The sequence below is a fragment of the Pseudoalteromonas sp. NFXS53 genome (assembly GCF_056629255.1).
Genome location: NZ_JBWVBR010000001.1, coordinates 571,223 through 594,344 on the forward strand (window position 1 = coordinate 571,223; position 23,122 = coordinate 594,344).

Consider the following 23,122-nt stretch of genomic DNA (forward strand, 5'->3'; position numbering starts at 1 on the left):
ATTGGGCCTAAGTGAGTTCGTTAACGTTCAAGCATGAATGTGTTGTGTAGTTCAACTCAACAAGCCATGATAAGTTATTAAAATCAATATGCTACATTTTTTAAACAAAAGAGCATAACCTGCATTTCATTTGTATTGTTCAAGTTTTCACCGCTCTGATATTCAAATACTTACAACATCAACATTCGCATGTGGTAATACATGACCGCCTTATAAAATTAACTCTTTGTAGTTGATGTTATAGCTTTTCGATTTCACAGCTCTCCCCTGGAGAGCTGTAGTGATCTTCTTTATAGCAACTTACCTGAAAGCATTGAAAATTAATGTCAATTTTTAGACTCATATATCGAGTTTGAGTGATTCATAAAATTGAAATTTTTTAGCCGTTCTTTTATTGAAAAGGCAATCGTAAAACTATGCCTTTTTACACTTCTTCTGAATCATTCATGTCTAAATCTTGCAGATAAAACATAATTCCATGCAGGCAGTTCAGAAACGATGAAATCAATTGCCATTACAACTGATTCAATAATAATTAACAAATGTTTAGTTGTATAAAAGGAAAAAAAATGAATAAAACTCTCTTAGCATTACTAGTTTTAGGTGCCTCTTCATATGCACAAGCTGAGTCTAATAAAGACACATACAATGCCTCATCTTGTGAATTAAAGTATGGCAACGCAGAGATTGACTATTCTAAGGGCACAGTGACTAATCGCTCTCCGAATTATGACATTTTATATTGTTCGATCCCTATGCGTTCTGAAGTTGATGTTCAAGACGTTACTGTAAACATGTATTTGTCTGATATGAAAGAAAGGCAAAGCAGTAATTGTTTTGTGACATTTTATAGCTCTAAATCAACGGCAGTCCTTTCTAATAGTAAAACTAGTAGTGCTGAAGCTGGTTTAAATCTCTTAGCTACAGGTTCACATTTCTTTGGCTCTGAGGATGCTAGAGGAGTACTTACTTGTAATGTTCCAGGGGTGGAAGAGGGTGGTTTAGTGAGATACAGCTCTTACTCGATAGAGTATCTCTAATTAGATATAAGTTTCGTAATTAACCCCAATCAACAAAGAGTGTTTTAGTTATTAAGTAAGAGGGCACTCTTTATTTAAAATAGCATTTATTGAGTTATTAAGATCTTAAAAGAATTTATCAGCGGACTCATTATTACTATTAATGGCGCATTATTTAGGGAGGCTTATAAAACCCTACTGATTATCCTCTTTACTTAACTAATCAAGGACTGTGATTCGGTTTTTTTGTATTTAGTTTGAGTTTTTAGAAAGGTTGTAAGTTTATGCTTTTTGATTACAGGAAAAGAATGTCAGAGCGTCTTGAGGCTGATCAAGTTGGGCGGTTTATAAACAAGCTAGGAATGAAAAATGTTTTCTTAGCACATTCAACACTTAGTATGCCCTGGGCATTAGAAATGCCTCCAATTGTAAATTGTATTATGTTCCACTTTTGTATATCAGGAACTGCGGTATTTAGAATCGGACATCAAAAGATTGTAGTTAAACAAGGAGATTTCATTTTATTTCCTAAAGGTGAGGGACATATATTATCCGATGGTCAATGTAATACAGTCACACCTCTTTCCAAACTTCCTATTAAAAAAGTTTCAACTAGATACGAACAATTGGAGTTTGGAGGTACCGGTTCTAGAACAAATCTGATTTGTGGTGCGGTCGAGTTTAAAGATCTAAATAGTTTAAACTTGATGGCAGTTTTTCCTTCACATATTACTACTTCTCAAAAAGATAATACTAAGGATAGTTCATTATTCAAACTGTATGGGTTATTACAAAATGAAGTGATGAATATGGATATTGCGTCACAAACTGTTATTTCAAAGCTATTTGATTTAATGCTGGTTAACGCTATTCGGAATTATTTGAACAGCGAGGGAACCGAACTACAAGGTTGGTTAAATGCGCTTGAAGATGAACGTATAGGTTACTCACTTGAACTTATCCATGCTTATCCAGAAAAGCATTGGAGCCTTGATGAATTGGCTAAGTTGATAGGTATGTCAAGGACCAGTTTCATTAATCAGTTTAAAAAGTTAATTGGTAGCACTCCTATTGATTATTTGACTGAATGTAGAATGAAGCTTGCTTATAAAAAGCTTTTACTGGGTAAAGAATCAATCATAACTATCGCTTTAGATGTTGGGTATCAATCTGAGTCAGCTTTTTCTAGAGCGTTCAAAAAAGTAATGGGTACAAACCCTAGAGATGTTCGTAATATGAGCATTGTTTAGAATCGCTTTTCTTAAAGTAACTAAACCTGATTATTTGGAATTTTATAAGAAATTAGAAAAAACAAACTAGTGGTAACTTAACACTAGTGTTAAGTTGATAATAGTGTTAGTGTGTAGCTACTGTTAACTTAACACTAGATTTATGAGTATTAATAATATTGAAATCAATGAAGCTGAAGTTTTAGAAAAGCAGGTGAAAAAGTTCAAGAAGGAACTGAGTTCGGGCACGGTTGCATTAATGCTCTTATCTGTGATTAACAAATCAAAATCACCTATGTATGGCTATGAAATTGCTCATGCCTTGCAGTTGGGAAATGATGGTAAGCAAGGTGCAATTTATCCTGTGCTTCGAAATCTTCACAGCAAAGGTCTACTTGACTGTGAAGTTAAATTGTCTGAAAGCGGGCCTCCTAGAAAGTACTTCAGTATCTCGGTATTAGGTAGAAAAGTTCTTGAGCAATGGTTGTCTGCATGGTGTGAAACCCAGGCTCAAGTTAATAAAATTATAGGTTTGGGTGAGTATAATGAGTAAACATTACGATGAAATTCAAAAGTATTTAGATGAGTTAAAAGAAGCATTGAATGGTCAATCCAATGGTTTGATTCAAGATGCACTTTATGACGTTGAAAACCATTTTTTTGAGGCGTTTGAGAATGATAAAAATGCTGATCTTAATAAACTTATAGAATCATTTGGTAACCCACAAGAGGTTGCGCTTCAGTACATTCGATTAGAAGAGGACTCTAAGGCCTTTCTATATGGTAATGAATCTAAAAAAACAAATTTCAATGGCTTTTTTCAACCTTTATCAAGTTTTAAGGATTACAAAGTCTTAAGCTATTTTTTTGTCTCATTCCCATTAAGTATTTTGTACTTTGGTTGGACTATGTTATTTGGTGTGCCAGCACTACTTCTTTCATTGTTATTTGTCGGGCTACCTTTCCTTACACTATTTCTCAAAACGCAACCTTACATAGCCCTAATTGAAGGTCTGTTAATTAATAATTTTCTCAATATTCGAATGCCGAGGCGACCAGGCCGAGAAGCTAGACTTGACTCATCTGAACCCCGTGTGCCGCAGGTTATTAAAAGAACATTGAAATCTACACATAATTGGCGTGTCGTACTTTATAGTGTGCTGAACCTTCCATTGAGTGCAACATATTTTACAGCGGTGTGTGTGCTTTTTGTCAGTTCGCTAGCACTAATAGCTACACCAATAGTAGATCCGTTAGTTCATATATTAGCTCCACAGTTTGCAATTGACATTAATTGGTATTGGATGCCTGTTACGACGATTGTAGGAATGATTGGGGTGACTTTATCTATGCACATTGCAAGAATACTGGTGATCCTTCATACCAGCATTGCAAGTTCATTACTTATACAGCGATGATTCATTCGAACATATTTTACTCAGAACCCGTCTTTTGACCCAACGGTACTTAAAGAATTAGCGGTTTTAAATCTTAATTAACATGATTGAGGTATCACTATGACTTCTTCAAGTCGAAAGTTTGTTTTATTAGAAATTCTATTTTTTGTAGTTTTTGCATTGGGGACGAAGGCGTTAGCTTTGCAGTGGATCCCAAAATATGCAGGACCTGTTACTTTAATCCTTACTCTGTTAGTACTCACGAAATATATGTATTCTCAAGGTAAGTCTTGGTCTGAGTATGGTCTTAAGCCACTTGTTGGGTTGAAACCTAAATTAATGGTCATACCTCAAGCTTTACTTGTTTCTGTAGGTTTTGTTTTAGCGGTTGGCACAGTATTGGTTCTTGCAAATGTCTTCCAAATTGAAGCATTAATGAAAGTCTCAGAAGGTGTTGAAGGTCGCTTTGGAGAAGTAAGAGGCAACTTACCAAAGTTTCTGATGTGGCTGGGTATTATTTGGGTATCGGCAGCATTCGGGGAAGAAATGTTTTTCCGAGGGTATTTAGTTACAAGGCTGAAAGAGGCATTGCCTAGTTCATTTATCTCAACGGTAATTGCAGTTCTGATACCAGCTCTTATTTTTGGTTACGGTCATTATGACTATCAAGGTATAAGAGGGGTTGTATTGACTGGCTTAATAGGTTTGTCTTTTGGTATTTCTTATTTGTTCTTAAAGAGAAGTTTGTGGCCAATTATTTTAGTTCATGGTGTAGTTGATTCAGTGGGTTTTACAGCTTTGTATCTCGGCTTGGACTAACTTAAGGAAACCTTAGAATAGTTACAGTTATAAAGTCGAGTATAAAATAAACTCGGCTTTATAGTTTAAAAATATAGATGACTAATCCAACCATTGAACTCAACACAAATAATATATAAATTATGAAGTATCAAAATCTCAGCAATAAACTTAACATGCAAACTCTTAGGTTAAATTTATATAGAAACCTTGAGCCTATTAATAAAGCTCCCTTGAGAGAAGAAAATAATAAGAAAATTTCACATACCGAAACCTCAAGTAGTAAAGTAACCATTAGTGATAAAGCTAAACATACAGGTCAAATACAGTCTGAACTTTCTAAAAAGTATAATGTTAGTTCTATGACAGAAGAAGAGATGAGTAAACTAGCTAAAGAATTAAAAGAAAATGGTTTAATCACATCAGATGAATATGCAGTTATGAGTTTCCCAAGAAACAAAGCAAGGGAAAACCTTGGAGTAGATATCAACAAAAATGAGAAAATTGATTACCTAAAACAAAGCAAAGACCAATTAAGTTACATGATTTCTTCTTCATTTAGTGCAAGAGAAATTAATATTCAGGAAGGCATATACTTAACGCTTAAAAGCCTGTCTTAATTGAAAAGTAATGGTTGGTTGTAACTCCCCAAAAAATGAAACAGTTCATAAGTAGAATTTTCCATTAACTAAAATAGGGAAATTTACAATGAGAAAAAGCAAGCTTTCCTTGTAACTCATGATTTTAGCTATGAGTTAAATCCTTTTGCTTTTTGTTCAACTTGATCTTACCTTCAAAAATTTAGCTGTGATATTTGCAGCTTTGACAAATTGTGGATGAAATAGAATAAATATGTGCTATACCTTTGCTGGTAGGTGTAGAATTTATTGTGTTTAATTAAAAAAGAAATCTTCAGCATCTACGTGAATTACAATTTAGCGAATCATACCTTTATTTCTACCTATTTTTACCTAAGATAAGAGGTACATGAGAGCATGTAAATTTCTTAAAATCACACGATTAGATTCGGTTACTAATATTAAATGAATAGAAGTCATTAATGAACGTGTTATTTCTTCGGTAGGTGCTGAACTATTATATGAAATTTAAGTGTAAAAACTGTCAAGCTATTTTGGGTGAGAATAGTCATTTCTGTCCTTTGTGTGGGCAAAGTACTAAGTCTACAAGGCAACCATTAATCCCGTTTATAAAAGAAGCTGTGCATGAGTTATTGGATATTGATGGTAGACTGTCACGTACACTTAAAACACTGTTAATTAAACCTGGTTTAGCATCACATGAGTATGATCAGGGTATGCGAGCTAAATATACGCCGCCATTAAGGCTTTACTTGGTTGTTAGTTTGATATTCTTTCTACTATTTTCGACATTTCAGAATTTTTTTTTAGATTCTAAAGAGGACTCGTCTTCATCAATAGATCTTTACTCTAAAGCTATGTTTATTTTGTTTCCATTGTTCGCATTTTATATGAAAGCGTTCTACCCACATAGTTATATGGTGAGTAATATTGTGTTCTCTTTGCATATTCATACAGTGAGTTACTTAGCTTTAATTATTATGGGTCCATTCGAGATGTTAGACGAACAATATCCATGGCTTATAATGATTCAAGCACCAATATTGCTGTATTTTATTTGGTATTTTGTTATAGCTGTTAAAACAATGTATCAGGCCTCATGGCCTATAACAATTTTAAAATCAAGCGCTCTTTACTTGGTTTATATCGCAAGTATGGGTTTGATGTTCGATGTGATTTTAGCAAATCTTAATTTCTCTAAGTAATAGTTACTTAATCACTCCGCTCTTTGTTTTTCAGTTAGCTGAAAGGTGTTAGACACTGCTTTATGAATAATGCCCGAGCAAGTATTTTACATTGATTTTCTTTTAGCTATTATCCGGAGGATGTTTTTAACGTCATAAACTAGCCAAATCCCATTCCAAACTTACTTACTGAATAATGTCTATACACAAGTTACTTGAATGATGAAAACCACACCATTTTTTCAGTAATATCGATAAAATCACACTTACAATCTGGGTAAGCTTACAACAAAAGTACTTAAGTCGATGTAATTGAATTCAATACTTTAAGACAATAACTTTGAACTAATTGCATCTCCTTACAATTATTAAAAAAGTAGAATTGTTATAGTTATTAATTGTTAATATGGAATTTTATGATTAGTCATGTAATGGTAGGTTCGAATGATATTGAAAAGTCAAAGTATTTTTATGATGCCATTTTGTCCCAAATTGGTTATCAAGAAGGGGTAATTGATTCAAAGGGGCGGTGTTTGTATTTGGGACAGGACTCTTCTTTTGGTATTACTAATCCAATAAATAAACAACCAGCAACCCATGGTAACGGAATGACAATCGGTTTTAAGGCCAGTAGTTCTCGCGAAGTTGATAAATGGTATGCTGCAGGGTTGCTTCATGGTGGTCACCCATGTAATGAGCCGCCTTCTTCGCATTATAGTTTTGGCAAAGAAATTTACACTGCTTATTTAAAAGATCCCTACGGAAATAAGTTATGTGCTGTTTATATTTCTAAGTACTTTTCGTGATTTTCATGTAAAACCTAAGTGTTGATATTACTGATAGGTGATATAAAAGTAGCTCTATATATTTTTATATGCTTGAGTTTCCATGTTTTAGCAAATGATGATGGTCTGTAACATAGAATTCCTAAAGAGATTGGCAGCGGCATTTTAGCAAAATAAAAAGGCCAGCTTCATTCTTGAAGCTGGCCTTTGTTTTGTAGCACACTTTCTTATGACAATAATTACAGTAGCAAATTTACTTCTTATTTTTTTGTTTCTCAGTACATGGTTTTTTACTTGAAGTACAACAAATGCAACAAGTGCCTTAGATGTACTTTAAGTAGCGCCTTCCTAAAGCGACTTGAACGAACTATCAAAGTTTTTGTAAAACCAGAAATAGATGCAATTTACAATCATTAATAGAATTACAAGACACTAACTATTGGAGTAGTAAAATGATGAAAAAATATTTTTTTCTTGTGATAGCGACACTTTTCCTAAGTTCAGGTGTCAATGCTGAACCAAAATTACTTTATCATCAGAACAATGAGGCGAAGGCTGTAAAAGGATCTGTTAGTAATCTAATTCAAGCGATTAGGTCAGGTAAACAAATCAGAATTTATATGAACTTGGGGTTTGTAGAGCATTCTATGGACGCTGGTTTCATAAGTATTATTGATGATAATGTTTATGCGCAAATAGATGCAATTCAGTCACAGCGGCCAAATAAATCAGATGGAACAATAACACTTCGCCCATATGCGAAACATGTTGGTTTTTACTCTACACTTAGCCCTTATGAAATAAAGTGGTTTGCTCTTAAATAATCATAGTGTTTGATGCTAATAAGGGGGGGCAGCATTAAACACTATATTTATTTTAAATTCAGTTGATAAACAATAACTACTGTAGCTATTTTTTAATAAACTCCAATATTTTTTCTACCACATACTCAGACTTTAATATTCGACTATGCCCTAGCCCTCGAGTAGAAATGAGCTTTGTGTTTATACATGAATTATTTAACTGCAAAGCATTTGTGTAAGAAAGAACTTTGTCTTCTTCATCATGGATAAGAAGCATGGGAGAAGAAACCTGACTCATATGCGCGTCTATTTTTAATTCAGAGTGAGAGAACTTAACTTCTTTTTCCACATTATTTAGAAAAAGATTTCGGCATTTCTTTCCTACACTCAATGTTGTACAAAATTCATTTAAGATATGTTTAAAATCACTCGGTGCTGCTATTGAGATTAGTTTACCTAAATTTGAATTTTTTGAAGCAACATGGAGTATTGCCCCTGCTCCCATTGAGTGTCCTATCGAGGCAACTAATGGTGTCTTTATGTGTGCTAGGCATGATTGTATAGATTGTATGAACTGCCCCGGGTTAGATGACTTACTCAAAGACATCCCATACCCTTTTGGCTGAACTAAATATACTGAATATCCATGTGTAAGTAAGCCTTTTAATATTTGGGAAAACTGATCCCCGCTGCCATCCCAACCATGTACTAATAAGACTGACTGTTCAAGTGTGCCATGCCAATAAGATATTGTAGTCTCATTGTCAACGAATACTGTTGATGTGGGGTGGGGGAGTTTTTTGAAAGGGTAACTGTTTTTTCTCACTGTAAATAAAAGCTTTACTAGTGAGCTTGAACATTTGCTTGGTAATACTCGACTCCAAATTGCAAATACCGATTTCATAGCAACTAGTTTGACGTTCATACAATTCATCTTTGATTAATAGTTGAGTAACACTACAAAAGTAAGAACATTTAAGTGTTGCTAATCGTTCAATATTTATGTGCAAACGTACCTAGATACATTATTTTAGTTTATATTTAAAAGTCTCGCAAAACTTTAGCTTTGTTGGATGTGCTTATAATGGTGATTTCCATTTAGCTTGAGAATCTCAGGCAGACTACCTTATCTCTTCTCAGTGACTTAAAAAATTGTCACTTTTTAATTTTGCCACTCAACTTGAGATTTTTTACTCACTTTGGCACTAAAACTGAGATTTATTTAAATGATTTTAACGAGGCTCTTTTAAAAGTGTTTTAATTGGCGTTGTACTAAATTGGGTGGAGTTACATGTTTGCTGACCAAGGTCAATAGTTTTGGCTCTATTTGCGTTAATTGTTGTTCTGTGAATTTGTACTATAATTAATTGTCCCAAAGCTAGAGAGGTCGGGACATTGAAGAAGAATCAATTTACATTAATTATTGAGTCGTTATCTAAGCTAACACACAACCAGAAGCGATTGCTACATCACCATGTTGTCGAAGACCTCAAACGTGGTGATACTGATAACCTAATCAATGAATGTAAAGGTGACGATGTTATATGCCCTCACTGTGGCAATGAAGAAATTGGTAAATGGGGGATGGCGGCTGGCTTGCAACGGTTCATATGCAAAAGCTCCGTATGTGGCAAAACTTTCAATGCCCTTACCAAAACTCCACTTGCTCGACTTAGAAAGCGTGAGCTTTGGGCTAAAAACCTAGAGTACATGTTAGATGGTTTGCCAATTAAACGAGTGGCTGAACTATTAGAAGTTGCAGAGACTACTGCTTTTCGTTGGCGACACCGATTCTTAAAAGCTCCAGCACAGCGTAAACCATCAGAAGTGGCAGGTATTATTGAAGCCGATGAAATGTTCTTCATGGAGAGCTTTAAAGGTAATCAGACAATATATGACCGAAAACCTAGAAAGCGTGGCGGTATGGGCGATAGAAGAACGGTAGACGATAAGATCCCTGTATTGATCGTAGTTGACAGAAGTGGTGGTTTAACTGACTTTGTACTCGAAGAACACTCAAGCAACGAGATTCATAAAGCAATGAGGCCAATAGTCAATCATGACAGTATATTGTGCTGTGATGGCGCACATGCCTGCCGATCATTTGCGAAGGAAGAGAACATTCAGCACTATCGCACGATTGTAAGCCAAGGTGAGCGTGTGATCGGTGGTCAGTTCCATATACAGAATGTAAATGGCTACATGAGTCGTTTACGGGGCTGGATGCGCAGATTTAATGGTGTTGGCACAGAATACCTCCCAAATTACTTGGGTTGGATGAGAATGATGGATAGCAAGAAAGATAAGTACAAAGAGGTAAGGCTTGCATACTTAATTGACGAAAATCTTGCTTATGGCCTCGTTGCCTAGATTTATATTTATTTGATTATGAAGGCGATTTTGTTACATTAATGTGTACTTACATATTGATAATAAAAATACTAAGGAAGGAAAAAATGAAAAAGAGAATCGCAATATTAAGCTCAATATTAGGGTTGCAGTTTTCTGCTGTAGCTCAAGCTAATAACTATGCTGACGTTAAGCTTACTCACCTAGATCCAGAAAAGTCTGCTGCTACATGGGTTAGAACTAAACAAGTCACTCCTAGATACCCTATGGATCTAGCTATGAAAGGTATAGCTGGTTGTGGTGTCTTTAAGCTGACCGTAGATGAAGACGGTAAATCACAAGATATAGAATTAGTTTCGTCTATTCCTAAGAAAGTTATTTTCAAACCTGCTAAAAAGGTCATAAAAAAGTGGCGCTGGGAGAATGTATCAGGCCAGCCAAACCAAGCTGAAGAAAAGGTAATACGCTTAGATTTTTGTATGGGCGGAAGTTCTGAAGAAGAAGCAAAAGCTAGGTGTGCTGAACAAGCAAAACTTCAATGTGAATAATATTTAAAATACTTTCCAAAATAGCGTGGAAATAATCAGTAATTTCCACGTTTTCCCCCACAAAAGGAATTATTCAACACTTAACGCAAATAGAGCCATAGTTTTTAACATACTTGTGCCTGGCTAATTTAGAGAAAAGGTTAATTAATTAGAGGTTCTTTAATATGTAGTTGTTTCTATCGTTTTTTCTTAAAAGCACTTTTAATGAATAGACAGGTGCTAGAATTAACACAAGGAGCATTCGAGGTTGCTATTTTTTAATTTTACTTCCTCATTAGTTAAGGGGACTGTATGAATATCCTTTTCCTATGCACTGCTAATATCCAACGTAGCAAGACTGCTGAGGAGCTTTTTAGTGCGGCAGATAAATTAAACGTTTATCGCTCAGCAGGACTCAGCAAAAAATATGTAAAAAAAGCCGGCTCAACTCTTTGTACTGAAGAGATGCTGAAATGGGCAGATGAAATCTACGTGTTTGAAGCAATGCATATTGAACGGATTAGGGAATATACTGGTGATATATACCTTCACAAAATAGCTAATCTCGAAATCGAAGACAGTTACCAATATTTTCAGCGCGAATTGGTTTTACTGCTATTAGAGCGGTTGCCTTTTGAACATACGCCGCCCGTATGCCCAAACCTTTCATTACTTCATGAATAAATCCGCGCTACTATAACTGTGCACATGCAACTTTGGTTTCTTCATACTCTAGGTTTTAGTGTTGCATCATTTATAGGTTTTAGTGTTACATCATTTATAAAGATAACTTATCAGCGGTTTTGTCATCTGACACCTTAATAATTGGATTATATTCTATTAAAAAAGTGCCTTGTTTTGTAACTCCCCCCAAAAATGAAACAGTTTGTAAGTAGAATTGTAACTCCCCAAAAAATGAAACAGTTCATAAGTAGAATTTTCCATTAACTAAAATAGGAAAGTTTACGATGAGAAAAAGCAAATTCACTGAAACCCAAATTGTCAGCATGATCAAAGAAGCCGAGTCTGGTGTTCCCGTCCCTGAAGTGTGCCGTAAATATGGTATTGGCCAGAGTAGCTTTTATAAGTGGCGTTCAAAATATGGGGGTATGGAAGCTTCAGATGTTAAACGCCTTAAAGAACTTGAAGAAGAAAATCGTAGGCTAAAAGATATGTTTGCTACGCTGAGCTTAAAGCACTCGATGCTTGAGGATATCATCGCAAAAAAGCTGTAAAAACAAGTAGGCGCAGAGCTTAGGTTGAGCATTTGAGGGCTCAATTTAACGTTAGCGTCGCATTTGCTTGTGAAGTGGCAGGGCTAAGCCGCTCAGTTTTTTATTACAAGCATAAACGGCCGTCAGATGATGAAGTTATCGACGCACTACTTACGTTGGTTGAGCGCCATCAAAGATGGGGGCTGCCCAAGCTATTTAAAAGGCTTCGCAATAAAGGCAAACCATGGAATAAGAAACGTGTTGAGCGAGTTTACAACATGCTAAAACTTAACTTGAGACGTAAGGGAAAGCGCCGTGTACCAACAAGAACACCTGAACCATTAAGTGCACCAAAGCAACATAATGAATCTTGGTCAATGGACTTTATGAGTGATGCATTAAGCTACGGACATCGTTTTAGAACATTGAATGTCCTTGATGACTTCAATCGACAAGCATTAGCGATTGAAGTAGATACCAGTTTAACCGCTGAAAGAGTGATTAGGACATTGCAACAAATCATCGCTTGGCGTTGTAAACCGAAACAAATTAGAGTAGATAACGGTCCTGAGTTTACTTCCACTGCGCTTGAAACTTGGGCGATGGAAAATAACATCAAGTTGGAGTTTATAAAACCTGGCAGCCCTTATCAAAATGGTTTTGTGGAAAGGTTTAACCGAAGTTACCGTGAAGAAGTGCTAGATTTATACTTGTTTGAATCACTACAAGAAGTACGTGAAATCACAGATGAGTGGTTAGATATCTATAATTACGAACGGCCTCATGATTCACTTGGTGATATGACACCAATTAGTTATCTTGAGGCTGCATAAAATTCTACAAAAAGGCTGTACTAAATTGGGTGGAGTTACAGTTTGATTAAAGCAGATCAATATTCAACTTACGCATTTATTCACCCTGCATCCATATTGAGTAATTTCTTTAGCTTATCAATTGTTTATTCTGGCAGATTTGGAGGTAAATTGATTTCAAGGTCTATGCCTAATTGCTCTAATAGATTCAGAACCCGGCCAATTTCCACTGTCTCTTTTCCATTTTCAAATTGGCTAATACAGGTTAAGCCATTTCCTGATAATAGCCCTGCAGTTTTTTGATCGAGCGATTGACTTTGTTTTACAAGCTTAGATACAGCTCCTAGCTGCTTTATATTTCTCACTTTAAATTGAACTTGCATTAGAATTATCTTATTTATGCGAACGCATAAAAAAGGTTTACGATGAAAATAATTCTCAGTATTTATATGAACGCATAAATGTAAAACCCAATGTTTAATTTTAGTGGAATATAGAACGGTAATTTAGGCAATTCGTTTAGGTTGGCTTGATTTTGCCTTTGTAGAGTGAAGGTGAGGTTCTCTAGTGGATTTTGCTTAATTAATTTAGCATTAAATTGGGCATTGTAAGTGATTATGAGAAACCTATTATAGGTTTTTCATAATAGGTTTTTCATAACCAATGCAAAGGGTTGAAAATTATGAATGTTTTACTAATTTAGTCTAGTTGAGAGATGGTTAAACCTTCGAGTTTTCTCTTTCATCAATCAAATTTCCGAGGTTTACAACAGTCGGTCTACCATAATAATTGGTATCAATATGATATGTGTTACCTATCCAAATGGGCATTTGCGTTGAGTTATGTCCATGAATCGAAAAATTAACCCCAATATTGCTTCTGAGATTTAAATAATTCACGGCTCCAAAGTAAAGACTCTACAGTACCCTCTGATTTTTCAGGTGGGGATGACCAGTTCCAACTAGGTGGTAATGTATGTGACAATCCAATCTCTATACCTCTGTATTCCAGTGTATAGAGAGCGAACTGTCTAAAAATAGGTTACAGACTGAGTCTAATTTTGCCTTATCAACATCATGATGCCATGCTCCACCATTTGAATTCCAAAGGCGCATAGCAGTCTCATCCTGAGAGATAATTGATTCGAGCATAAGGTGTTCGTGATTACCTAATATAAAATCGGCATTAATATCTGAAAGATATTGAATCAATTGGATTGACTCACTTCCGAGGTCAATCATATCGCCTAGGCATATGAGGTGGTCAACATGTTCAACAAAGCCTTTTCTACTTAATGCTTTTTGGAGTCCAGATAAACTTCCATCCAAATTACCAACGACAAAGACATTCTTAACTGAGTCAATAGCTAGATTTTTTTGAACTGTAACTTTCTTGATTGAATTAGCACCAATTTTCAACATTTTGTAATGCCCAAAGCCTAAAACAGAAAGCTAATTTTAGCATTATCTCATCAGCAATATTGATATCAGATTCTTTTGCAAAAAAAACACTGTAATAAATGCGTATATGAAAGTTAAAGCTCTTCGAAAGCTGGGGGAGGTACACTAATACTTAATAGTAAAAGACGGAATAGTAATTACATAGCCATCAATGAGTCTTACCTTGAGGGTCTATAGGAGCATCTGCAACCGCGTTAAAGTTTTAAGGTGCATGTAAACATAAACGCAAATAATAGATTTAGGTACGTTTGCGCATAAAAATTGAACGATTGGCAACGCTTAAATGTTTTTACTCTTGTAATGTTACCAGGGTACTTGAAGTAAAGGTTTACTGGCAGGGTTAACAAATGCTTGAGGGTTGGTATGAAAAATACAACACAAAATTATGGCTTAATTGCTAAGGGTCTACATTGGATTTCAGCAGTAGTGGTAATTGGTATGTTTGCATCTGGTTGGTGGATGGTAGAACTGAACTATTACAGTGACTGGTATAGGACTGCGCCATTCATTCACAAAAGTGTAGGTGTACTTTTAATGTTTTTAACCATCGCACGACTATTTTGGAAGGCAAGCAATATTAGCCCAGATGCACTTGGAAACCAGTTTGAACAGATAATAGCAAAATTAGCTCATGTAACCTTATACCTCTTAATTTTAGTGATTTGTACTAGCGGATATTTGATTTCAACAGCAGACGGTCGAGGCATAGAAGTATTTAATTGGTTTGTGTTACCAAGTTTAGGTGAATTATTTAAAGAACAAGCTGATATTGCAGGGCTCGTTCACAAATTTAGTGCTTACGCTTTGATGTCGCTTGTTTTATTGCATGCTTTGGCTGCCCTCAAACATCACTTTATAGATAAAGATACAACACTCAAACGCATGCTTTAATGAATTTTGTCTTAAGTAAGTATTAGTAATCACTTAAGCATATTGAATATTTTTAACAGGAGAGAACGATGAAAAAACTATTAATTACCGCAGCCATCTTAGGTGCGCTATCGACTTCAGCAAACGCCGCAGAGTATATAATTGACACTAAAGGTGCACATGCTTTTATTAATTTTAAAACATCGCATTTAGGCGTATCTTGGTTAACGGGTCGTTTCAATACTTTTGAAGGCTCTTTTAACTACGATGGTAAAAGTTATGACAATGCAAAAATTGAAGTGAATATTGATACTACCAGTATCGACTCAAATCATGCAGAGCGAGATAAGCACCTTCGCAGTGATGACTTTTTAAATGTTGGTAAATTTCCGACTGCGAAATTTGTGAGTAGTAAAATTACTGATAAAGGCAATGGCAAACTAGAAGTAAAAGGTGCATTTACACTGCATGGAACAACGAAGAATATTGTAATTGATGCACAAAAAATTGGTGAAGGAAAAGATCCTTGGGGTGGTTACCGAGCTGGATTTTCTGGTACCACTGAGATCCGTTTAGCTGATTATGGTATGAAAGAAGTGCTTGGTCCAACAACGGTAATGCTTGACTTACATGTTGAAGGAATTCGCAAGTAATCAGGTGAATATTATTGTTAGCGTTCAGTTTTAATCTCAGTGGTGTGTAATGTCTAGAAAGCAAAATGTATTTTTCATCTCTCATGGTGGTGGCCCAATGCCATTATTAGGCGACCCTAGCCATAAAGATATGATAAAAACATTAACTCAATTGGCTGGTAATATTGACAAGCCAAGCGCTATTTTGTTGATAAGCGCCCACTGGGAGGAAGCTGCGCCAACAATTACATCGGCAAAGTTACCAGAGTTAATATATGACTATCGCGGCTTTCCTGAGTCAGCCTATAAAATTGAATACCCTTGCATTGGTTCCCCGAAACTGGCGCTTGAAGTGGCTAATGCGTTAAAGCAAGCCGGCATCGAAAATCACCTTGATGCTCAAAGGGGGGGGGACCACGGTATGTTTATTCCTTAAAAATTATGTTTCCTGAAGCTGATATTCCTTGTGTGCAATTATCTTTGGCGAATAGTTTAGACCCTAGTTTGCATTTACATATTGGAAAAGCTTTACGATTATTACAGTGTGAGAATCTACTAGTCGTTGGTTCAGGGTTTTCTTTCCATAACATGCCAGCTTTTTTTCTCGCAATGTTGAAGCTGTTAATGAAAAAAACTTAGCATTTGAAACTTGGCTGAGAGATATATTAAGTAACAAAGCGCTTGTCGAGACACAGCGCATTGACCAACTTACACAATGGACACTCGCACCTTATGCGAGATTTTGCCATCCAAGAGAAGAACACTTGCTACCCTTGCATGTCTGTTATGGTTTGGCAAATAGTGTTGCTGACGAACAGTTTAGTGTTAAGATTCTGAATCGGCATTCAACTATGTTCGCTTGGTATAAGTGACTGACGAGTTTAGAAGCACTTCTTGTCGTTAGGTACTAGCACCCGATAAATAGATGCAAATACCGAACAAGCTTAAGACCGCATTTTGTAATTATTTCAAACGCTTGCTTACACCTCCCATACTGGATGATTTAGGTTTGTGGTGTAGAATCGTCCCCTGTAATGATGAAACTATTTAGTTATATGGTTTTCTAAATGGTCTAATAAATATTTAGCAAGCGCCTTGGCTGCAGGGGATTGTGCTGTTCTTGAAGGTGTCAGTAAACTCAATTGTGCTCTACCTGAAGTCCACTGAGGAAGAACTCGGATAAGGGTGCCTATATTAATCTCAGCTCTGCAGGTATAGGCTGGTAAACTAACAATCCCAAGTCCTTCAACCGCCGCTTTTTTTAAAGTGCTCATATCATCACTACTAAAGGTTGGAGAAAATGGAACCTCGACTATTTTTCCATTAGTGTTTGTTAAATTCCATTTCTCAAGGCTAGACTGCCACCCTACCTTAAGTCCTTGGAGCATATTTAGATCTTTAGGAGTTTGGGGGACTAAAGTGTTCTTGAAATATGAAGGGCTAGCATATAAACACCATGAAAAAGTTGAAAGGTGTCGTTGAATAATACTCGAGTCTGGAAGGCTTTCCATATGGCCTCTTATTACCATATCCGCACCAGACGAAATTAAGTCTACGTTCTGATTTGAGACATGTTCAATTACTTCAATATTAGGGTGCTTTTTAATAAATTCTATTAAAAGCTCTTTAATGGCGAACTGAGCAACACCAAGTGAGCAACTTATTATTACTTTACCACTTAGGGAGCCTTTTATGTTTGAAATAGCTGTCTCTGTTGCTTCCATTTCATCTAATACAGCTCTTGCATGACTATAAAATACTTTTCCTGTTTCAGTTACACTGAATTGACGTGATGTTCTTTGAATAAGTTTGAGGTCGAGCCTTTCTTCTAGTTTTGATACGTGGCGACTTAAACGGGACTTAGGCATATTTAACGACCTTGAGGCCTGTGTAAACCCTCCCTTTTCAACAACGTGAACAAAATAGTAGTAGTCATTAAGATCTATCATTTTTAATACTCAATCATAAATAATCGTTTCAAATATAGAACGAAGCATTCAATTTTTCGATCTTTTTTAAAAAGATGTGGTGTGTAAAATATGAACAGGTCAAGAGTTCGCAGCCAAAATGAAAAAGTTATTCACGTTAAGGTATATAGTTATAAAAACCTCATCTTGGACAGCGAATAATCCTTAAATATCTATTAGGCTAATTGTTGATTTTGTTGGGGGAGATATGATTCCAAGTAAATTCGAAGCTTATGCGTTTTCATTTGTTATGTCATTTATGATGTCTGGAGTAATGTCACTAACATTATTAGGTTTTAAATTATCTAGCTTGAGCAAGGCACTTCTTGCTTGGCCACAAGCTTGGTTAGTCGCAATGATTGTGGCTTTTCCGTTCAGCTTAATTGTAGTCCCTCTGACTAAATTGTTTATTTCCAAAATAGTTAAGAATGACCTTTAAATTGAAACTCATTTATGTAGTTATCTAGTAAAAATATCTATCAAAGTAAGAGAGGAAGTCTAATGAATCATTTAGAAGAATTTAATAAAGCTTGGGTGTCTAATGAAAATATCCAGATTGAATTAGATCCTATTAATATAAATAAAATCTTGGATGAGAAATATAAAACTGAGCCTAGTTTTAGGATGACAAAATCTCTTTTATGGGACATGGAAGTCAGGAAAGCTGCTAGGCCAGATATTTTCATACCTTCAGTAATTAAAGGTGGTTCTGCTGCGGCATGGAATAGAACAAAGAAAGGAGATATAGAAACATTAATTAGAGTCTCTGAGCAGCGTTTATGGCTGAATGAAGAACAATTTGGGGTTGTAATAGAAAATGTATCTATCGATCATCAAAACCAGATCATTACTTTTATTGGTGAGGTGGCGATCACTTCTGAAGAAGGTGAGCTTTTATCTTCAGGAACTATACAGCCAATTTTTCATGTTCAGCATGGTGTAGTTGGGAATGAAAATGAACCATTAAATACCTGGAAAATTGTACATTTGTCATCACAAGACAAAGAGGCTCTTCAAGAACGATTTGAGATTATGAATAACGATCCATGGTTGCCAGAGTATGTGGAAATCTACATCAAGAAGATTATAGGTGCAAATTTAGAAAGAGTTTACTAAAGTTGAACGCCTTGCAATGAATTGTGTTCAAAATGTGAAAAGAAGCACTCATAAAAAGTGTAGAGTTTTATCAGTAGTTGAGGGTCAACTTTATGAAAAAATTTACAGCATACTTTTTAATTACTTTGGTTTCATGTGGCCTGTGGGGAGCGCTTCGTTTTACAATGCTTTTTGAAGGTTGGCTTCTAACCCCTTGGGCAGAGCATCAGGATTATCATACTTTTTCAAAACGTTTAGAATCAGAAGTAGATAGAAACTTTAAAGGAAATGCAGTTTATGCAATTATTGAAGATGGTGAAATTGTAGGTAAGCACTATGTTTCTAAAGGAAACCCTGTTAATGACAAGTCTGTATTTGGGGTCGCTTCAATAGGCAAGTTGGTCACTTCAATAGCTGTATTACGTCTGGTTGAAAAAGGGGGGATAGACTTGGATACTCCTGTGTCTGAGTATACAGAAAGTTGGACACTACCTGACAGTAAATTTAATAATCAAGTTACGCTGAGAAGGTTGCTCAGTCATACTGCTGGTATTGAAGATGGCTTGGGCCATAACGGCTTTCCTCAAGGTCAGCCTATACAGCCTTTAGTCGAGCACCTTACACTTGCTGCTGATGCAGATCCAGGAGTTCGCGCAAGAGTAGTTGTAACAAATCAGCCAGGCGAGTCATGGTCATATTCTGGCGGTAGTTATAACTTAATACAACTAATAATCGAAGATGTCACACAAACTAGCTTTCAAAATGCATTACATGACTTAGTTTTTGAACCTCTTGAACTAGAAAATACTTATTTCCAAGTTCGCCCTGATGATCCTTTACTTGCTGATTACTTTGGTGAAGGAATGAAGTTAGTAGAATACCCTAATTATACATCTTTGGCTGCAACAGGGTTGTATACAAACTTACAAGATATGCACAAAATTCTTTTAGCAAGTTTGTTCAATCAACCAAACATAACTAGCTCTTATGAGTTCCTAAGCCAAGATAGTCTTGAGGTAATGAGGACACCACAAGCATATGTTAGTGGACAAGCAATTTGGGCTGCGGGGCCGATGTTATTTGCTCCTACTGAAGATGGCTTTATTGTTGGTCATGGTGGAAAATCACCATATTTAAATGCAACGGTTCGTTTTGACCAAAGCAATGGTGATGGTTTTATTATGTTTCAGACAGGTAATGAAGAAGCGTTTTCTTCTGATATGGCAACACAATGGACACTCTGGAAAACAGGTAAACCGGATATCTATTTAGTGAAAAACAGAATTGAGTTAGTCATACGTGATACTCTTTTTGGCTCGATTTTGATTTCATTAATAGTAATTGTTTTTGCTATTGTGAAAGTAAAGTTTGAGAAGAAAAGAAGAGTTAAGTAAATCTAATTGTTCTAATAAAGAAGTCTCTATTATTTCACATTTACCAGTAACTTTGTAAATGTTGAGTTTTTTTGGCTATATTTTATTAATCAGAAAGATGTTGGTTGATTGATATGCCAAGTACTAAAAAAGAGTTTGTGAATACCGTGGTTGATACCGTAATTAATTGTGAATTATCAAAAAACCAAGCGATTGCAGATAATATCAAAGAAAATATATTTAAAGAAAACACTGTTGATTACTTTATCTATTGCTTGAACTCAATTGGTGCTTGTTTTTGGGTTGATGATTATGTGAATAAAAGTATTCACTTTCTTTCGCCAAAATTATTTGAAATATTGGGTTACGATAGTGATGAAGTTCCATCTACTTTTGAAGCTTTTTTTTCAATAATCCACCCAGACGATAGAGACAATGTTACCGAAAAGTTCACTGATTACATAAATGGTCATCGCGAAAATTATGACGCTGAGTTTAGATTAAAAAGGAAAGCTGGAGGTTGGTTATGGACAGAAAGTCTTGGTTTCGTTTCAAAGTCTGAAGATGGAAAGCCGATAGAAATGACAGGTATAACAATTGATATTTCTAAGCGCAAAGAGCTGGAAAATCTTCTACACAAGACAAATAGTGAGTTGGAGAGAAAAAATAAGCTATTGGAGCATTTGTCTTTTACAGATAAGTTAACGGGGTTGTTCAATAGAGCAAAAATAGATTTGGTTCTTGATGAGTTAGTTAACTCTGAAGAAGTTAATAATTTTGGTGTTGCTCTTATAGACATTGATAATTTTAAAGGTATCAATGATAACTTTGGTCATCTAACAGGAGATAATGTACTTAAGCAGTTTGCTCAGATTATTTCTAAAAATGTTCCAAAAGATTCAGTTGTTGGGCGATGGGGAGGAGAAGAGTTCATTGCGATTTTCAACAACTTAAAGAAGGAGGAATTGATTCTGTTCGCTGAAAATTTGAGAGAACAAATATGTGAATCTGAATTTGAGGATGTTGGAAAAGTAACGGTATCCATAGGTTCTTCAATTCATAAAAATAACGAGGAGCTTAGAGAGCTTTTTCACAGAACTGATTTAGCACTCTACGAAGCTAAAAGAAACGGCAAAAACAGGGTAGAGTTCTCCTAGTGAGTATGAATATGTTTATTCTTATAAGGTAGTGATAAGTTACAATCTCGAAATTTCCATTGACTGTATTCTGAAATTACTAGGTACATTTTTTAAAGCTTATAACCTACAAAAATAATATAAATTTTATTTGTTATTCATTCTTTTTATTTATCATAGAGTTAGCGCTTTGGTGAGTAGCTTCACCCTACCTATTCTTGGAGTCGATAACTATGAGTTAGCCATAGAAAAGTTCTAATTGAATTACTCCCTCAAAAATTATAAACCTTATGTTACTGTCAATTGACTTAAGAATTTGGCTCTACTTGTAATCACTATTTTCAAGACTTGTCTCAATTTTTTCACTTTTGCTTGTATACAACAAACAACCACTGAAATTGATTACTTATATTTGTATCTTTTTAAGGTATTCTGAACGATCGGTACAATAGTTTAAACGTTGAGCAAAAATACCTTATCTAAAAGTTGCTACTTTTAATTTAACAAATTAACTAAAAGGTATAAGTCATGAGTACAGAAATCAAAACTATTTTGGTAATTGGAGCTACAGGCAAAACCGGTAGACGAGTATACGAAAAACTTTCTAATCAAGGTTTCGAGGTAAAAGGAGCAAGTAGAAACGGTGAAGTTCATTTTGATTGGAACGCGCCAGATACTTGGAGTGAATCTCTTACTAATGTAGATTCAGTTTATCTGACTTATTATCCTGATTTAGCCTTACCACAAGCCCCAAATGATATTTCACAATTTTGCTCACTTGCTAAGTCAAAAGGAGTAAAACATATAACTTTATTGTCAGGCCGTGGGGAGCCGGCAGCACAAGTCTGTGAAGAGATTGTTCAAAACTCGGGATTGAGTAACACTGTTGTTAGAGCAAGTTGGTTTAATCAAAATTTTAGTGAGGGCATGTTCAGAGAGTTTATCGAAGCAGGCACAATCGCTTTACCTGTTGGCTCTGTAGGTGAACCATTTATTGATGTTGATGACATTAGTGATGTAGTTGTAGCTTCCCTAATAGATGAAAAACATAATGGTAATTTATACGAAGTCACAGGCCCAGAGTTGTTAAGCTTCCAGCAATTAGCAGACCAATTCACAGAGGTTCTAAAAAAGCCTGTAAACTTTATACAAGTCACTTTAGAAGAGTTTGTCGCAACTCTTAGTAACAATAATGTTGACCCAAAGGCAATTGAAATGCTTACTTATTTATTTACTGAAGTATTAGATGGAAGAAATGAGTTCATTTGCAATGGTGTAGATGAAGCCCTTGGTCGACCTGCAAAGTCATTCAAGGAGTTTATTGTAAGTAACATTGATGCATTTCAAGAGGGTTAAGAGATGCCTTCTTCTATTGCTATAGCTGAAGCATTGCTTCAGCTAACGATGATAATCATGATCGGCTTGTACTTTATATTTAGTAATACTGTGATGAATGTATTATCTAATAATAATAACGGAGCTGAGACAATGGTTTCGATAAACAAAGATATTTTAAACCCTACATTTCTTTTATGCTTTGTAATATCTGGTTTGGCAGGGGTGTATTTTTTTTATTTTCATGAAGGTCTGCAATCACTTTCTGGTGGAGTATTTTTTGTAGGAACCACATTAGTCACTATTTTTTTTAATGTTCCGCTAAATGATAAACTTAAAGATGCTGAACCTGAAAAGCTTGATGCTGTTTGGAGTGAGTATCTAAATAAATGGGTCTTTTGGAATCATATCAGGACAGCTAGTGGTGTTTTATCAGGTTTGTTAATGTCTTTTTAGAGTCTTTGTTACATTTTGGAACGTAAACTTTATTGTCAAAAACCATACACTTCGCTAATCTTTATTGAAAGAATGTAAACTT

General features: G+C 35.4%; 25 protein-coding genes and 1 pseudogene. 22 read left to right on the forward strand and 4 right to left on the reverse strand.

Going from position 1 to position 23,122, the window contains the following annotated elements; genetic code table 11:
- Positions 1 to 569: 569 nt before the first annotated feature.
- The 9 genes from AC1HJP_RS02285 (at position 570) to AC1HJP_RS02325 (ending at position 7,835) form a co-directional block, all read left to right on the forward strand.
- Positions 570 to 1,040, forward strand: coding sequence for a hypothetical protein (locus AC1HJP_RS02285; RefSeq protein ID WP_480360084.1), 471 nt, complete (start codon positions 570 to 572; stop codon positions 1,038 to 1,040).
- Between the two features lie 287 nt (positions 1,041 to 1,327).
- Positions 1,328 to 2,269 carry an AraC family transcriptional regulator gene (locus AC1HJP_RS02290; RefSeq protein ID WP_480360086.1) on the forward strand — a complete coding sequence of 314 codons (942 nt, stop codon included), beginning with the start codon at positions 1,328 to 1,330 and terminating at the stop codon, positions 2,267 to 2,269.
- A gap of 142 nt (positions 2,270 to 2,411) precedes the next feature.
- On the forward strand, positions 2,412 to 2,801 hold the full coding sequence (locus AC1HJP_RS02295; protein ID WP_480360089.1) for a PadR family transcriptional regulator: 390 nt from the start codon (positions 2,412 to 2,414) through the stop codon (positions 2,799 to 2,801).
- A complete protein-coding gene (locus AC1HJP_RS02300; protein ID WP_480360091.1) occupies positions 2,794 to 3,666 on the forward strand; it encodes a sensor domain-containing protein in 873 nt (290 codons plus the stop codon). The genes AC1HJP_RS02295 and AC1HJP_RS02300 overlap by 8 nt, the downstream gene beginning before the upstream one ends.
- A gap of 99 nt (positions 3,667 to 3,765) precedes the next feature.
- Positions 3,766 to 4,464 (forward strand): CPBP family intramembrane glutamic endopeptidase, encoded by a 699-nt coding sequence (locus AC1HJP_RS02305; RefSeq protein WP_480360093.1) that lies wholly within the window; start codon positions 3,766 to 3,768, stop codon positions 4,462 to 4,464.
- A gap of 122 nt (positions 4,465 to 4,586) precedes the next feature.
- Complete coding sequence (locus AC1HJP_RS02310; RefSeq protein ID WP_480360095.1) at positions 4,587 to 5,063, forward strand: hypothetical protein; 477 nt, start codon at positions 4,587 to 4,589, stop codon at positions 5,061 to 5,063.
- A 479-nt stretch (positions 5,064 to 5,542) separates the two neighbouring features.
- On the forward strand, positions 5,543 to 6,247 hold the full coding sequence (locus AC1HJP_RS02315; RefSeq protein ID WP_480360097.1) for a DUF3667 domain-containing protein: 705 nt from the start codon (positions 5,543 to 5,545) through the stop codon (positions 6,245 to 6,247).
- A gap of 395 nt (positions 6,248 to 6,642) precedes the next feature.
- Positions 6,643 to 7,032, forward strand: coding sequence for a VOC family protein (locus AC1HJP_RS02320; protein ID WP_480360099.1), 390 nt, complete (start codon positions 6,643 to 6,645; stop codon positions 7,030 to 7,032).
- Between the two features lie 431 nt (positions 7,033 to 7,463).
- Complete coding sequence (locus tag AC1HJP_RS02325) at positions 7,464 to 7,835, forward strand: hypothetical protein (protein WP_480360101.1); 372 nt, start codon at positions 7,464 to 7,466, stop codon at positions 7,833 to 7,835.
- A gap of 85 nt (positions 7,836 to 7,920) precedes the next feature.
- Here AC1HJP_RS02325 and AC1HJP_RS02330 read toward each other — a convergent pair whose 3' ends face one another.
- Positions 7,921 to 8,739, reverse strand: a complete 819-nt coding sequence (locus tag AC1HJP_RS02330; RefSeq protein ID WP_480360103.1) for an alpha/beta hydrolase family protein — start codon at positions 8,737 to 8,739, stop codon at positions 7,921 to 7,923.
- A gap of 470 nt (positions 8,740 to 9,209) precedes the next feature.
- On the opposite strand from AC1HJP_RS02330, the gene AC1HJP_RS02335 reads away from it, so the two are divergent.
- The 4 genes and pseudogenes from AC1HJP_RS02335 (at position 9,210) to AC1HJP_RS02350 (ending at position 12,737) form a co-directional block, all read left to right on the forward strand.
- Positions 9,210 to 10,184 (forward strand): IS1595 family transposase, encoded by a 975-nt coding sequence (locus AC1HJP_RS02335; protein ID WP_480360105.1) that lies wholly within the window; start codon positions 9,210 to 9,212, stop codon positions 10,182 to 10,184.
- Positions 10,185 to 10,270: 86 nt separating this feature from the next.
- Positions 10,271 to 10,711, forward strand: a complete 441-nt coding sequence (locus tag AC1HJP_RS02340) for an energy transducer TonB (protein ID WP_480360107.1) — start codon at positions 10,271 to 10,273, stop codon at positions 10,709 to 10,711.
- Positions 10,712 to 11,002: 291 nt separating this feature from the next.
- On the forward strand, positions 11,003 to 11,374 hold the full coding sequence (locus tag AC1HJP_RS02345; RefSeq protein ID WP_480360109.1) for a low molecular weight phosphatase family protein: 372 nt from the start codon (positions 11,003 to 11,005) through the stop codon (positions 11,372 to 11,374).
- A 284-nt stretch (positions 11,375 to 11,658) separates the two neighbouring features.
- Positions 11,659 to 12,737 (forward strand): annotated as a pseudogene (locus AC1HJP_RS02350) (IS3 family transposase).
- A gap of 125 nt (positions 12,738 to 12,862) precedes the next feature.
- Here AC1HJP_RS02350 and AC1HJP_RS02355 read toward each other — a convergent pair.
- Positions 12,863 to 13,099 (reverse strand): helix-turn-helix domain-containing protein, encoded by a 237-nt coding sequence (locus AC1HJP_RS02355; RefSeq protein ID WP_480360111.1) that lies wholly within the window; start codon positions 13,097 to 13,099, stop codon positions 12,863 to 12,865.
- A 609-nt stretch (positions 13,100 to 13,708) separates the two neighbouring features.
- Positions 13,709 to 14,137 (reverse strand): metallophosphoesterase, encoded by a 429-nt coding sequence (locus AC1HJP_RS02360; RefSeq protein ID WP_480360113.1) that lies wholly within the window; start codon positions 14,135 to 14,137, stop codon positions 13,709 to 13,711.
- Positions 14,138 to 14,539: 402 nt separating this feature from the next.
- Between AC1HJP_RS02360 and AC1HJP_RS02365 the strand changes: the two genes are divergently transcribed.
- From AC1HJP_RS02365 to AC1HJP_RS02375, 3 genes are all read left to right on the forward strand, one after another.
- Positions 14,540 to 15,067 carry a cytochrome b gene (locus AC1HJP_RS02365; protein ID WP_480360115.1) on the forward strand — a complete coding sequence of 176 codons (528 nt, stop codon included), beginning with the start codon at positions 14,540 to 14,542 and terminating at the stop codon, positions 15,065 to 15,067.
- Positions 15,068 to 15,135: 68 nt separating this feature from the next.
- Complete coding sequence (locus AC1HJP_RS02370; protein WP_480360117.1) at positions 15,136 to 15,699, forward strand: YceI family protein; 564 nt, start codon at positions 15,136 to 15,138, stop codon at positions 15,697 to 15,699.
- Between the two features lie 49 nt (positions 15,700 to 15,748).
- Positions 15,749 to 16,114, forward strand: coding sequence for a DODA-type extradiol aromatic ring-opening family dioxygenase (locus tag AC1HJP_RS02375; RefSeq protein WP_480360119.1), 366 nt, complete (start codon positions 15,749 to 15,751; stop codon positions 16,112 to 16,114).
- Positions 16,115 to 16,721: 607 nt separating this feature from the next.
- On the opposite strand, the gene AC1HJP_RS02380 is transcribed toward AC1HJP_RS02375, so the two are convergent.
- On the reverse strand, positions 16,722 to 17,627 hold the full coding sequence (locus AC1HJP_RS02380) for a LysR substrate-binding domain-containing protein (RefSeq protein ID WP_480360121.1): 906 nt from the start codon (positions 17,625 to 17,627) through the stop codon (positions 16,722 to 16,724).
- Positions 17,628 to 17,853: 226 nt separating this feature from the next.
- Here AC1HJP_RS02380 and AC1HJP_RS02385 point away from each other — a divergent pair, with 226 nt between their 5' ends.
- The 6 genes from AC1HJP_RS02385 to AC1HJP_RS02410 all read left to right on the forward strand — a co-directional run bounded on the left by AC1HJP_RS02385 (position 17,854) and on the right by AC1HJP_RS02410 (position 23,040).
- Positions 17,854 to 18,084, forward strand: a complete 231-nt coding sequence (locus AC1HJP_RS02385) for a DUF2798 domain-containing protein (protein WP_480360123.1) — start codon at positions 17,854 to 17,856, stop codon at positions 18,082 to 18,084.
- A gap of 62 nt (positions 18,085 to 18,146) precedes the next feature.
- Positions 18,147 to 18,761 carry a hypothetical protein gene (locus AC1HJP_RS02390; RefSeq protein ID WP_480360125.1) on the forward strand — a complete coding sequence of 205 codons (615 nt, stop codon included), beginning with the start codon at positions 18,147 to 18,149 and terminating at the stop codon, positions 18,759 to 18,761.
- 92 nt (positions 18,762 to 18,853) lie between these two features.
- Positions 18,854 to 20,134 (forward strand): serine hydrolase domain-containing protein, encoded by a 1,281-nt coding sequence (locus tag AC1HJP_RS02395; RefSeq protein ID WP_480360126.1) that lies wholly within the window; start codon positions 18,854 to 18,856, stop codon positions 20,132 to 20,134.
- A 113-nt stretch (positions 20,135 to 20,247) separates the two neighbouring features.
- Complete coding sequence (locus AC1HJP_RS02400; RefSeq protein WP_480360128.1) at positions 20,248 to 21,270, forward strand: sensor domain-containing diguanylate cyclase; 1,023 nt, start codon at positions 20,248 to 20,250, stop codon at positions 21,268 to 21,270.
- Positions 21,271 to 21,777: 507 nt separating this feature from the next.
- A complete protein-coding gene (locus AC1HJP_RS02405; protein ID WP_480360130.1) occupies positions 21,778 to 22,605 on the forward strand; it encodes an NmrA family NAD(P)-binding protein in 828 nt (275 codons plus the stop codon).
- A 3-nt stretch (positions 22,606 to 22,608) separates the two neighbouring features.
- Positions 22,609 to 23,040: an anthrone oxygenase family protein gene (locus AC1HJP_RS02410; RefSeq protein ID WP_480360132.1), complete on the forward strand. Its 432-nt coding sequence runs from the start codon at positions 22,609 to 22,611 to the stop codon at positions 23,038 to 23,040.
- Positions 23,041 to 23,122 lie beyond the last annotated feature (82 nt).

What these genes read in the sequence shown, in the direction of transcription:
- AC1HJP_RS02285 (WP_480360084.1), top strand. Translation starts at nt 570, where the DNA reads ATGAATAAAACTCTCTTAGCATTACTAGTTTTAGGTGCCTCTTCATAT.
- AC1HJP_RS02290 (WP_480360086.1), top strand. Translation starts at nt 1,328, where the DNA reads ATGTCAGAGCGTCTTGAGGCTGATCAAGTTGGGCGGTTTATAAACAAG.
- AC1HJP_RS02295 (WP_480360089.1), top strand. Translation starts at nt 2,412, where the DNA reads ATGAGTATTAATAATATTGAAATCAATGAAGCTGAAGTTTTAGAAAAG.
- AC1HJP_RS02300 (WP_480360091.1), top strand. Translation starts at nt 2,794, where the DNA reads ATGAGTAAACATTACGATGAAATTCAAAAGTATTTAGATGAGTTAAAA.
- AC1HJP_RS02305 (WP_480360093.1), top strand. Translation starts at nt 3,766, where the DNA reads ATGACTTCTTCAAGTCGAAAGTTTGTTTTATTAGAAATTCTATTTTTT.
- AC1HJP_RS02310 (WP_480360095.1), top strand. Translation starts at nt 4,587, where the DNA reads ATGAAGTATCAAAATCTCAGCAATAAACTTAACATGCAAACTCTTAGG.
- AC1HJP_RS02315 (WP_480360097.1), top strand. Translation starts at nt 5,543, where the DNA reads ATGAAATTTAAGTGTAAAAACTGTCAAGCTATTTTGGGTGAGAATAGT.
- AC1HJP_RS02320 (WP_480360099.1), top strand. Translation starts at nt 6,643, where the DNA reads ATGATTAGTCATGTAATGGTAGGTTCGAATGATATTGAAAAGTCAAAG.
- AC1HJP_RS02325 (WP_480360101.1), top strand. Translation starts at nt 7,464, where the DNA reads ATGATGAAAAAATATTTTTTTCTTGTGATAGCGACACTTTTCCTAAGT.
- AC1HJP_RS02330 (WP_480360103.1), bottom strand. Translation starts at nt 8,739, where the DNA reads ATGAACGTCAAACTAGTTGCTATGAAATCGGTATTTGCAATTTGGAGT.
- AC1HJP_RS02340 (WP_480360107.1), top strand. Translation starts at nt 10,271, where the DNA reads ATGAAAAAGAGAATCGCAATATTAAGCTCAATATTAGGGTTGCAGTTT.
- AC1HJP_RS02345 (WP_480360109.1), top strand. Translation starts at nt 11,003, where the DNA reads ATGAATATCCTTTTCCTATGCACTGCTAATATCCAACGTAGCAAGACT.
- AC1HJP_RS02355 (WP_480360111.1), bottom strand. Translation starts at nt 13,099, where the DNA reads ATGCAAGTTCAATTTAAAGTGAGAAATATAAAGCAGCTAGGAGCTGTA.
- AC1HJP_RS02360 (WP_480360113.1), bottom strand. Translation starts at nt 14,137, where the DNA reads ATGTTGAAAATTGGTGCTAATTCAATCAAGAAAGTTACAGTTCAAAAA.
- AC1HJP_RS02365 (WP_480360115.1), top strand. Translation starts at nt 14,540, where the DNA reads ATGAAAAATACAACACAAAATTATGGCTTAATTGCTAAGGGTCTACAT.
- AC1HJP_RS02370 (WP_480360117.1), top strand. Translation starts at nt 15,136, where the DNA reads ATGAAAAAACTATTAATTACCGCAGCCATCTTAGGTGCGCTATCGACT.
- AC1HJP_RS02375 (WP_480360119.1), top strand. Translation starts at nt 15,749, where the DNA reads ATGTCTAGAAAGCAAAATGTATTTTTCATCTCTCATGGTGGTGGCCCA.
- AC1HJP_RS02380 (WP_480360121.1), bottom strand. Translation starts at nt 17,627, where the DNA reads ATGATAGATCTTAATGACTACTACTATTTTGTTCACGTTGTTGAAAAG.
- AC1HJP_RS02385 (WP_480360123.1), top strand. Translation starts at nt 17,854, where the DNA reads ATGATTCCAAGTAAATTCGAAGCTTATGCGTTTTCATTTGTTATGTCA.
- AC1HJP_RS02390 (WP_480360125.1), top strand. Translation starts at nt 18,147, where the DNA reads ATGAATCATTTAGAAGAATTTAATAAAGCTTGGGTGTCTAATGAAAAT.
- AC1HJP_RS02395 (WP_480360126.1), top strand. Translation starts at nt 18,854, where the DNA reads ATGAAAAAATTTACAGCATACTTTTTAATTACTTTGGTTTCATGTGGC.
- AC1HJP_RS02400 (WP_480360128.1), top strand. Translation starts at nt 20,248, where the DNA reads ATGCCAAGTACTAAAAAAGAGTTTGTGAATACCGTGGTTGATACCGTA.
- AC1HJP_RS02405 (WP_480360130.1), top strand. Translation starts at nt 21,778, where the DNA reads ATGAGTACAGAAATCAAAACTATTTTGGTAATTGGAGCTACAGGCAAA.
- AC1HJP_RS02410 (WP_480360132.1), top strand. Translation starts at nt 22,609, where the DNA reads ATGCCTTCTTCTATTGCTATAGCTGAAGCATTGCTTCAGCTAACGATG.